Origin of the sequence: Enterococcus sp. CWB-B31 (assembly GCF_020567645.1) — a bacterium.
Taxonomy (GTDB): Bacteria; Bacillota; Bacilli; order Lactobacillales; family Enterococcaceae; genus Enterococcus_L.
This window is the reverse complement of sequence record NZ_JAJDJW010000026.1, coordinates 18,964-29,330: the sequence shown is the minus strand read 5'-3', so window position 1 is coordinate 29,330 and position 10,367 is coordinate 18,964. Positions and strand designations below refer to the sequence as shown.

Genomic DNA, 10,367 nt, shown 5'->3' with positions numbered 1-10,367 from the left:
CGTACCCGAATTTTCTTACTCAACGGCCTTATTCAATACAAATAAAAAACACCGGAGAAGGAGTTCGATTCCTTCTTCCGATGTTCATTGGTGATACTATCAGTCCGATTTGACAAAGAGCCACAAAATCATGAAGAAATATTTTTCTGAAACTGTAGAAAAATTTCTGAAATGTATGGTTATTAATCAAAAAATTTGCAATTGATAAATAATAGCCATGTATTTTTTGACTAACTATCTGCTATCACCAAAAGTGAATGGGAAATAACAGAGAAATTTTGGATTCAGAAAATTAATAATATGATTTTCACTATTGGTTTCTTCATCCTTTTGTCCTTGTGCAACCTGCTGTCAATTCTTAAAAAAATTCCTATCTCCTTTATCAACTGCCTAAAAAAATCAGCATCAATTTATTGAGAGCAATCAGACAGTACACAGGCAGTAACTCTCTTTAATTTCCGTTGCTTCAGTCAACAATCTTAAACAGCCATTCTTCCAAAAATTGAAAACTGAAAATCCGAATTTTTTCAAATTCTGCTGTATTCTACAGGCTATTGTTTTTCATCAAGTTATGTTATCATTAATTTGTCATAAACATCTAATTCAAGGAGGGCTAGACATGTTAGTAAAATCTGTTGTTCTCAAGAAAAAAAATCTAACTACAGTAAACGAATCCTGCACATTGGAAGAAGCCTTAAATATACTAGAAGAATCAGGCTATCGTTGTGTACCGATTTTGGATAAAACAGGAAAAATATTCCGAGGCAATATTTATAAAATGCATATCTACAGACACAAAGCAAACGGAGGGGATATGAGTCTCCCTGTAACTTATTTATTAAAGAACGCGACGAAATTTATTTTTATCAACACTTCCTTTTTTAAAGTGTTCTTTACAATCAAAGAATTGCCTTATATTGCTGTTTTAGATGAAAATAATCATTTTTATGGAATTTTGACCCACAGCACTCTTCTGAACATTCTCGCTCAATCATGGAATATTGAAAGAGGAAGCTATGTTCTGACTATTGCTTCAACTGGCAAACAGGGCGATTTGGCAAGCATTTCCAAGATCATTGCAAAGCACAGCAGTATAGCCAGCTGTATCACTCTGGATATTGGTGAAGATGAGTTTATTCGCCGGACATTAATCACCCTGCCTTCTGAAACAACTGAAGAAATATGTGCCCTGATTGTGGAGCAGCTGGAAAGAAAGAACTTCAAGGTTGTGGAAATTGAAGACTTAAAAAACAACAAAAATTAGATTATAGAAATCATCCTGGACCTCTGTTCAGGATGATTTTTTCTTGCAATTCATTTTTAACTTTGAACACTGTCCAATCCATCATCAGATCAGTACCTTGAGAAATATAAAACTCCATAGCCGGTGTATTTTCATTTAAGTACAATCATTCCACCGTCCCTAATTTTTCTTCTTTGACAATTTCAAAAATCTTGTGCAGAAGTTCTTTGCCATACCCTGTTCTCCAGTATTTTTCTTCGATGTATGAATCTTCAATATACAAACCGGAGCGGACTAGGTATGTAGAAACATTATAAAAGTACAGACAAAAACCAATCAGCTTATTTTCAACCAAAGGAAACAGTACATTTGTTCTTTCCTTATCAAAAAACCACTCTTTCAAAATAGTTTCATCTGCAGTCACTTCTGCAGAAAGTTATTCGTATTCAGCAAGTTCTTTGATATATTGAAGAATTTACGGGAAGGTCCTTTTCTTCAGCAAAACGAAAATTTAGTATTGTTTTCGACACCCTATTTCTTCTATTTTTCTTCACCGATAATGCGGACTTCAGTTTCCAGTTTAACGCCGAACTGTTCCAGAATCACTGACTGGATATGGGCAATCAATTCCACATAATCAGTTGCAGTTGCACCATCAATGTTTACGATAAAACCTGCATGCTTCTCTGAAATTTGTGCACCGCCCCATTTTAGCCCCTGTAATCCAGCATCCTGTATCAGCTTACCTGTAAAATGTCCCTCCGGTCTCTTAAACACACTGCCGCAAGACGGATATTCCAATGGTTGTTTTGACTGTCTTAATTCAGTCAGCTCATCCATCCTTCGTTTGATTTGCTGAGTATCACCCTTTGTCAGTGCAAAAACCGCCTGCAAAGCAATACATTTCATATTCTGAAGAGCACTGTGTCTGTAGGAAAAATTCATTTCTTCATTTGTCAGTAGTTGAAATTCACCTGTAGGCAACAAAATTTCCACTGATTCAAAAACATCTTTAATTTCGCCGTCATAGGCTCCTGCATTCATGAAGACAGCTCCACCGACACTTCCGGGAATACCTGATGCAAATTCAAAACCTGCCAAATCATTGGCCAGTGCTTCATAGGTTGTATCGATCAGTTTAGCACCGGCATCTACTGTTAGTTTATCGCCAGCCACATTGACCTGATTCATCTCCGCCAGCATGATAACCATGCCGCGAATTCCGCCATCACGAACAATCAGGTTGCTTGCATTTCCCAGAACGATCCACGGAATACCATTCTCCCTGCAAAAAAGAACTATCTGCCGTACCTCTTCTTTAGTCTTTGGAAAAGACAGCATGTCTGCTGGTCCTCCGGTCTTTGTAAAAGTAAAATTCATCAAAGGTTCATCAAACAAAATAGTCGTTTCTTTAAGTTTTAATTGTATTTTCTCTTTAATTTTATTCATTGAAAGTCGATTCCTTTCTTACAAAACATCGTTATCATTCTAGCATGATAAAGAGAAACTTTCTAGAGGACGTTAAAAACCTTCGGATTTCTCCAAAGATTTTTACCAATCTATCATTTCACCTATAAAACATGGCGTTGATGCTGCTGCAAGATCAGGCTGCAAAGTTCATGACTTAAAAATACCTCTTCCTGTTTTAGCTTCGCAGAATTTTTTTCCCTAACGCCTTGGATAAAGTTTCTTATCATCGGAGCAAATCCTCTTTTTTCAAGCGTCGTTGTCCAGTCTCCAAAAGTTTCTTTCGCTGTTCCTTCTGCAGATACAGATGTCAAGTCTGTTAAGTTCTCCAAGTAAAAGGTTCCAGAAGGTGACGTCACTTGACAGGATTCGGTATTCGCACCAGATACCAGATCCATGGAACAAATTGCCGTTGTAGTCTCTGTCTCTAAATGCAGAAATACTCGTTGCAGCTTCCCAGCTTTCTCAATCATTTTTGACTGCACCTGCTGAACGGGTCCATCAAGGAGATAAACCGCTGTATCAACCACGTGAAGAAAAAGATCATAGATCATAAAGCTGGAGGCTCCCGGTGAATTAATTCTGTTTTTTTGTACAAGAATCAAATTCTTATCTTCAATTTTCTTAAGGTTATCAACAAACGGAGCAAAACGGCGGTTAAAAGCAATCATCAAAATCAACTGATTCTTCAGTGCGTATTCCTGCAGTTTTTTAACTTCTAAAAGATTTTCGCTCAAAGGTTTATCCACACAAACATGGATGCCGGCTTTCAACAGTTTTTCTACAATTTCAACATGAACTTCTGTTGCCACATGAACAAAACATGCTTCAATTCCTGAAGCAATCAGCTCTTCCACTGTTGCAACAAGCTCTTTAAACCCATATTTATTCTGTAAAAGCTCTCTTGTTTCTTTATTTCTGGTTGAAAGAACAAATTCGCCTTCATTTCTTAACTCGCTGTACACCGGCAAATATGCTTTTTGAGCGATGTTTCCCAGACCGATAACACCTATTTTCATACATACCCTCCCCTATAAACAATTATCTTTAATAGTACTATATTTCAAAGAAAATTACTTCTTTTCTTGGTGCTCATTATTCAAAGTTTTCAAATAGCTGCTGATTCCCAAGTTGCCTGTAACACTACAGAAATTCTTATCCGTCCGATCCTTTCATTCTTCACTAACTCAAACATAACTCCTATCATTTTTTTACTATAATTTATAATTTGGTCAGAGCAATAGTGTTATAATTAATAAGGCTGAACCTATTTTTCATTTCATCAAAATAGTTGATAAAAGCTGTTTATAAGCAAAAAAACTGCTTTATCTGTCTGTTTATTGCCGGACTGTGCTTTATGTTTTCTATTGATATTTTTTCATACACAGTTCTTTCACCTATAAATCTATTTAGGGGAGACATTTATTCGAAATCTGAAGAAAGCACCACTCTTATATTTTGGTATTTCGCTTTTTATTCTTTCTACCGTATTAAGCTTTCTTTTCATTTTTAAGCTGAAAAAACACAGCATAGCAGACAATCCGCAGTAAAATATATCTACTTTCAAAATTAGGAGGAACCTCATAATGAAATGTATTTCATGGAATGTAAACGGCTTGCGGGCTGTTGTCAAAAAGAATTTTATTGAAGTATTTGAAGAAATGGATGCAGACTTTTTCTGTCTGCAGGAAACAAAGCTTCAGGAAGGTCAAATTGATCTTGTATTTCCTGGCTATTATCAGTACTGGAACTATGCAGAGAAAAAGGGATATTCCGGCACAGCTATTTTTGCAAAAGCAGAAGCACTGAATGCTTACTATGGGATCGGAATGGAAGAACATGATAAAGAAGGACGTGTGATCACACTTGAATATGCTGATTTCTTTTTAGTTACCTGTTATACACCTAATTCACAAAATGAGTTAAAGCGTCTGGATTACCGAATGACTTGGGAAGATGCATTTTTTAATTATCTGAGTGAACTTAAAAAGAAAAAATCAGTGATTATTTGCGGCGATCTGAACGTTGCTCATAAAAATATTGACTTGAAAAACTGGAAAACCAACCAAAAGAATGCAGGATTTACACCAGAAGAACGTCAAAAATTCTCAGCACTTTTGGAAGGCGGTTTTATTGATACCTTCCGCTATTTCTATCCAGATACTGAAAGCGTCTATTCATGGTGGAGCTATCGGTTTAATGCACGGCAGAACAATGCCGGGTGGCGGATTGACTACTTCCTTGTATCAGAAGATCTGACAGACAGGCTGACTTCAGCCAAAATACACACAGAAATTTTCGGCAGTGATCATTGTCCTGTAGAAGTGGAGCTAACGGATTTTTATACTAAAGAAGAACAGTCTGCTTCTGTGATTCCTGACTAAAAAATTTCTAAACAGGTCCTAATTTTTTGTTAAATACGTTAACTATAAATCTATTTCTTCAAAAATAACGTATAATTAAACTATCAATCTGAATGAAAGGATTTTTAAGATGAATTTTTATGCTATTGATTTTGAAACAGCTAGTTACGCCAAACACAGCGCCTGCTCGGTGGCCCTGATAAAAGTTGAAAATAGTCAAATTGTTGGTGAATATTATTCTCTGATTAAACCGGAAACAGACTTCTTCTGGAAGAATATTCAAGTACACGGGATTCATCCAGAAGATGTTGCGGATGCTCCGAAGTTTCCTGATGTCTGGAACCAGATTTGTTCCTGCTTCAGCTCTGACAGTTTGGTTGTTGCCCACAATGCCGGATTCGACTGTGGTGTGTTGGCCGGATGCCTGGATTATTATCAAATCCAGCAGCCGAATTATCTTTCACTTTGTACAGTGAAAACCAGCCGAAAGCTGTTTCCCGAATTCCCAAATCATAAACTGAATACCGTTTGCGAAAATTTGAATATCCAGCTGAATCATCACCACGATGCTCTTGAAGACAGTCGTGCCTGTGCGGAAATACTACTCTATCAGGAAAAAATGTTTGGGGTTGAACCACTGAAAAAACTGGTTACACCAAAATAAACAGTTTCAGTAAAAAAGAAGTTGCGTATTAAAATATAACGGTTATAAGAAAACCTCAGTAACTAGATAATTTTTGCTTCTACTGTTCTTACTACACTACACTTCGTTTCGATCTCATCAATTTCTAAATGGCAGAGCCATTTAGAATTAAAGGAGGAAACTCAATGACCGATCCGCTGCATTTTGAAACACAAAATGATTTTAGAAAATGGCTGTCAGATAACAGTCAAACCAGTGAAGGCGTTTGGCTGCTGTTCAGTAAGACAGATCAATTAAGCACGTTAAGAGCTAGTGAAGCACTTGAAGAAGCGCTTTGCTTCGGTTGGATTGATGGAGTAATGAAACGGATAGACGACTCTGCCTACATTAAGTATTTTTCCAACCGAAGAAAAAATAGCAAGTGGTCAGCTAAAAATAAATCCCTTGTTGAGCGATTGGAAAAAGATGGCCAGATGACTGATTTCGGCAGGGAAAAAATTGCAGAGGCCAAAGCAAACGGACAGTGGGATAATGCCAATAAGCCCTCTGCAATTACCAATGAACAGCTTGAACAAACAGCTGCTTTGCTAAAAGGAAATGAACTGGCTTATAAAAATTTTCAAAATATGTCTCCATCAGTAAAAAAGACATACACAAGAGCCTATCTTGATGCTAAAACCGAAGCAGGTCGAACAAAACGTCTGGCATGGATGATTGATCGGCTGGAAAAAAATTTGAAGCCGATGTAGCCTGAAACCTGCGAAAAAAATTACTATAGATTAATCTGACAGCAAAAACGAGGTCGGGGCAAAAGCGATCAGCTCCGAGAATAAGGAGTTGCTTTTGTTCCGCCATTTATTCGGGTTTAGATATAAAGAGAGTTTGGAACTTTAATTCTGTCCCAAACTCGATTTTTATAATTCAATCGTTTCATTTTCCTTCGTAATCAAAATAATACCATCTCCCAATGGTACTAAACTGGACGTTAAATCCGGATGAGCCATAACTGTTTCGAGAAACTCATTCAGTTTGCGGTGAATTGCTCGTTTTCCTCTTGGAATATCTTCCAGAGGCTCAAGAATTGTCCCAGCTTGAAAAACATCATCCACCATCAATACTCCTCCAACACGCAAAAGGCGCAGACAGTTCGGTAGAAATTCAATATATTTGGATTTTGCACTGTCCATAAAAATAAAATCATAGCTTTCATTTAGTGTCGGTAGAATATCCGCTGCTTCTCCTTCCAACAGGGTTACTTTATCTGTCAAATTCAGACGTTCATAGGTTTTCTTTGCCTTCTTTATCATTATATCAAAGCGGTCAATAGTTGTTACATGACCGTCTTCTCCGACATACTGTGCCATTAAACTGGAAGAAAAACCAATCGCAGCACCAATTTCCAAAATATTTTTCGGTTTAATCTGCCCCAGTAAAAACTGCAGAAACACAACCGTTTCATGTGGAATAACTGGAACTCCATCTGCATGAGCCTCTTCTTCCACCACTCCCAGTTCTCCGGGCAATTTTTTCTGTTTCTCACGCATAAAATCCAGCAGTTCTTTTTTCACAACCGGTCGATGCATCATTTCATTGCGCATGTTCTTCACTCCTTCTCACGACCACTATTATACGAATTGGCGGATTCGATGTCAAAAGCTGTTCTTTTTCTGAAACAGGCATTTAACTATTAAAAATACGCAGCAAAAATCATCTCGACTTTCACTGCATATTTTATCAGTATGTTTTTTTCCTCTGTATTAGGGTGTGTCTGAAAACTCAATCGGCGAATAGTTTGATGATTTTTATCAAACCCATCTTCATAAATACTCGCTTATGAACCACATAAGCTGTGTTTTCTTCCTTGATTTCAACAAAAACCACTGAAAAATTCGAATTCCACTAACTTTTCAGACATGTCCTAATATAACAACTCAACAAATTCTTCTTTTTCTATATTGCCGAAATATTTTTTTACGTCAATCTTATCAACTGCTTCACGGATGGCTTCTTTATCATATTTCACACCTGTCAATGTGTTTTCGACATCTTTAATTTCACCGAGACCAAAGAAATCACCATAAATTTTCAGCTCTTTAATCTGACCATCTTCAACATCCATACGAGCTTCTATAGAGCCGATTGGAAAACGATGCCTGCGTTCCAAATTGAAGGAAGGAGATTTTCCATAGTTCCAATCCCAGTTTCGGTAATATTCGTCAGATATTTTATTGATATGCTGCCAGTCTTCCTCAGTTAGTTCATACGTTTTCACCTGATCAGCAGAATCAACACCAAAAATTTTCAAAAGAATATCCTGACGAAACTCCTCTGTTGTCATCCCCTGCTTATCCTGAGATAAAAACGGCTTGATATTTGTTACACGTGAACGAATCGATTTAATTCCTTTTGACTCAATTTTATCTTTTCGTACTTTCAGCGCATTAACAACTTCATCAATATCACTGTCAAACATCAGTGTTCCATGTGCAAACATGCGTCCATCTGTTGCATACATCGCATTTCCGGAAAACTTCATTCCGTCAATAACCAAATCATTACGCCCTTTTAGTTCTGCTCCCGAAACGCCCAATTCATGCAGAGCTTGAATAATCGGTTTCGTTACTTTTTCAAAATCCCGGAAAGAATTACCGTCATCCGGCATAATAAAACTGAAATTCAGGTTACCGTGATCATGATACACCGCACCGCCCCCGCTTAATCGGCGAACGACATGGATCCCCTGCTCCTCCACATATTCTTTGTTGATTTCTTCAATTGTATTTTGATTACGACCAATAATAATTGACGGCTCATTAATATAAAACAAAAGAATCGGTTCATCTAAAGGTTTTTCCTTCAATAAATACGTCTCAATTGCTAAATTCACTCGCGGATCATTGTTTTCATTTGGGACAAATATCACTCCGAACAGCTCCTTTTCATTTTTTTATTGACCACTGCTTACAATTCGATAACTAAATCCTGATAGGCCAGCTCTACCGGCACCTGATAATCAGCCGCTTTTTCAGCTTGATTCTTTAATTCTTCCAAAGACCCATGTTGAGGTAAATGAGTCAAAATCAGCTTTTTCACATTTGCCGCTTTAGCCAATTCTCCAGATTCCTTCGAAGTAAAATGAGCATGGTGTCTTTCATTACCTTCAAATAAATACGTATCTGCCAGAAAAATATCTGCTCCTGCAGCAAATTCGATAAAATCTTCCAAATAACCGGAGTCTCCTGTATAAACAAAAACTTTTCCTGTTTTTTCTTCCACAAAGCGCATAGCATAGCAGGGCACCGGATGGATTGTTTTCATAAAACTAATGATAAATGGTCCGACTTTCAGTTCCTCAGCTTCAAAATAAGGCATTCCTTTAGACACTCCATCCATATCCAGTTCAGCAAAATGAGCTGCATCATCGGTATGTCCGTAAATCGGCAAAATCGGCAACGGGGTCAAAACCGGATACAATTGACGGTAATACTGCAGGACACCCAGATCAGCAATATGATCATAGTGATAATGCGACAAGATAACCGCATCCAATTCTAATGGATCAACGTGCCTTTCCAAATTAATCAAAGTAGTACTTCCTGCATCCAGCAGTAAATGGAAGTCTTCCGATTCCAATAAATAGGAGCTTGTTCCTTTGCCATCATACGGATATGCACCCAGACAGCCTAAAACAGTTATTTTCACTTGCTTCTCCTCCAAGTCTTTTAATCATTTGCAACAGCTCTGTGTTTAATCAGCCTCTGATATATTTGCTGCAGTCCGTTCATTCTTTCTTAAGGAATCATCTGACCTGATTCTCAAATGCCCTCAGAAAAAATTTTTGCAATCCTTCCTAAAAGACAACTTCCTTTTCGCGTCGAATACTGTCATATAAACTTGCCACCGCAACATCATGGTAAGGGATTACCCATAATAATCCAATTCCCACTACTATAGCTCCAACAATGTACCAGCCGATAAATGACAGCTGTAAAAATACGTATTGCTTAAAATGCCCCTTCATCATATTCAGAGCTTCTCTCAAAATATCACCGATTCCCAAAGCAGGCTGATCAATTTTAACCCAAACCGCAAACTGGAAAACCCCGCCAATAAACATACTAATCAAAATGACCAGCAGTGAAAACAGCAGCATAACAAAGGCCAGAGTGATGTTGGCCGACATTTCCTGTTGGAAGCGTTCAACAGAAACCACATTAAACATCAAGCCAAAATACATAGTTGCTCCATATGAGATAAGAACTGGCAGCAGCATAATAAAGTTTATCAGCAGATTCAGCACATATTGAATCAAATTAATAAGCAGCAGCGGAAGATAATATTCTCCTCTGAACATCATTAGCAACATTTCCACTTTGACCGGCCGTTCCCTAATTACCTGAAGCGCGGCAAAGTACGTACCAAATGTTAATGCAAAATAAAAACCATTACTCAATATAAAATTAATTAACCTGCCTGAAGCACTCTCACTTGATAGATTTGTAAAACTGCCGATCAGGTTACTGACAAACAATTTGATCAGGAAGCTTGCAAAAACAATCAGCGCCATCGTCCCCCATTTGCCGCTCAGGGCTTTTCTAGCTCTGTCTCTATGCATAGCATTGGTCATTTGCTTCTCCATTCTCTCATCTCC

General features: G+C 37.6%; 11 protein-coding genes. 4 read left to right on the top strand and 7 right to left on the bottom strand.

Going from position 1 to position 10,367, the window contains the following annotated elements; translation table 11 throughout:
• Positions 1 to 619 precede the first annotated feature (619 nt).
• Entirely contained in the window at positions 620 to 1,264 is a 645-nt protein-coding gene (gene cbpA, locus LI954_RS15540; RefSeq protein ID WP_229444933.1) for a cyclic di-AMP binding protein CbpA, read from the top strand.
• A gap of 145 nt (positions 1,265 to 1,409) precedes the next feature.
• Here the strand turns inward: cbpA and LI954_RS15535 are convergent, their stop codons facing one another.
• The 3 genes from LI954_RS15535 to LI954_RS15525 form a co-directional block, all read right to left on the bottom strand.
• Positions 1,410 to 1,646, bottom strand: a complete 237-nt coding sequence (locus LI954_RS15535) for a GNAT family N-acetyltransferase (protein ID WP_229444932.1) — start codon at positions 1,644 to 1,646, stop codon at positions 1,410 to 1,412.
• A gap of 137 nt (positions 1,647 to 1,783) precedes the next feature.
• A complete protein-coding gene (gene murB, locus LI954_RS15530; RefSeq protein WP_202066872.1) occupies positions 1,784 to 2,692 on the bottom strand; it encodes a UDP-N-acetylmuramate dehydrogenase in 909 nt (302 codons plus the stop codon).
• A gap of 122 nt (positions 2,693 to 2,814) precedes the next feature.
• A complete protein-coding gene (locus LI954_RS15525; RefSeq protein ID WP_229444931.1) occupies positions 2,815 to 3,729 on the bottom strand; it encodes a Gfo/Idh/MocA family protein in 915 nt (304 codons plus the stop codon).
• 567 nt (positions 3,730 to 4,296) lie between these two features.
• Between LI954_RS15525 and LI954_RS15520 the strand changes: the two genes are divergently transcribed.
• The 3 genes from LI954_RS15520 to LI954_RS15510 all read left to right on the top strand — a co-directional run bounded on the left by LI954_RS15520 (position 4,297) and on the right by LI954_RS15510 (position 6,465).
• Entirely contained in the window at positions 4,297 to 5,094 is a 798-nt protein-coding gene (locus LI954_RS15520) for an exodeoxyribonuclease III (protein ID WP_202066870.1), read from the top strand.
• A gap of 109 nt (positions 5,095 to 5,203) precedes the next feature.
• A complete protein-coding gene (locus tag LI954_RS15515) occupies positions 5,204 to 5,737 on the top strand; it encodes a 3'-5' exonuclease (RefSeq protein WP_202066869.1) in 534 nt (177 codons plus the stop codon).
• Between the two features lie 164 nt (positions 5,738 to 5,901).
• The gene (locus tag LI954_RS15510; RefSeq protein WP_229444930.1) at positions 5,902 to 6,465 is read left to right on the top strand and encodes a YdeI/OmpD-associated family protein; all 564 of its coding nucleotides are present in this window, start codon (positions 5,902 to 5,904) and stop codon (positions 6,463 to 6,465) included.
• Positions 6,466 to 6,630: 165 nt separating this feature from the next.
• Here the strand turns inward: LI954_RS15510 and LI954_RS15505 are convergent, their stop codons facing one another.
• The 4 genes from LI954_RS15505 to LI954_RS15490 form a co-directional block, all read right to left on the bottom strand.
• Positions 6,631 to 7,314: an O-methyltransferase gene (locus LI954_RS15505; RefSeq protein ID WP_229444929.1), complete on the bottom strand. Its 684-nt coding sequence runs from the start codon at positions 7,312 to 7,314 to the stop codon at positions 6,631 to 6,633.
• A gap of 320 nt (positions 7,315 to 7,634) precedes the next feature.
• Positions 7,635 to 8,639, bottom strand: a complete 1,005-nt coding sequence (locus LI954_RS15500; protein WP_229441937.1) for a lipoate--protein ligase — start codon at positions 8,637 to 8,639, stop codon at positions 7,635 to 7,637.
• A gap of 38 nt (positions 8,640 to 8,677) precedes the next feature.
• Positions 8,678 to 9,418, bottom strand: coding sequence for an MBL fold metallo-hydrolase (locus LI954_RS15495; protein ID WP_229441936.1), 741 nt, complete (start codon positions 9,416 to 9,418; stop codon positions 8,678 to 8,680).
• A gap of 148 nt (positions 9,419 to 9,566) precedes the next feature.
• Entirely contained in the window at positions 9,567 to 10,355 is a 789-nt protein-coding gene (locus LI954_RS15490) for a DUF975 family protein (protein WP_229444928.1), read from the bottom strand.
• Positions 10,356 to 10,367 lie beyond the last annotated feature (12 nt).

What these genes read in the sequence shown, in the direction of transcription:
- cbpA (WP_229444933.1), top strand. Translation starts at nt 620, where the DNA reads ATGTTAGTAAAATCTGTTGTTCTCAAGAAAAAAAATCTAACTACAGTA.
- murB (WP_202066872.1), bottom strand. Translation starts at nt 2,692, where the DNA reads ATGAATAAAATTAAAGAGAAAATACAATTAAAACTTAAAGAAACGACT.
- LI954_RS15525 (WP_229444931.1), bottom strand. Translation starts at nt 3,729, where the DNA reads ATGAAAATAGGTGTTATCGGTCTGGGAAACATCGCTCAAAAAGCATAT.
- LI954_RS15520 (WP_202066870.1), top strand. Translation starts at nt 4,297, where the DNA reads ATGAAATGTATTTCATGGAATGTAAACGGCTTGCGGGCTGTTGTCAAA.
- LI954_RS15515 (WP_202066869.1), top strand. Translation starts at nt 5,204, where the DNA reads ATGAATTTTTATGCTATTGATTTTGAAACAGCTAGTTACGCCAAACAC.
- LI954_RS15510 (WP_229444930.1), top strand. Translation starts at nt 5,902, where the DNA reads ATGACCGATCCGCTGCATTTTGAAACACAAAATGATTTTAGAAAATGG.
- LI954_RS15505 (WP_229444929.1), bottom strand. Translation starts at nt 7,314, where the DNA reads ATGCGCAATGAAATGATGCATCGACCGGTTGTGAAAAAAGAACTGCTG.
- LI954_RS15490 (WP_229444928.1), bottom strand. Translation starts at nt 10,355, where the DNA reads ATGGAGAAGCAAATGACCAATGCTATGCATAGAGACAGAGCTAGAAAA.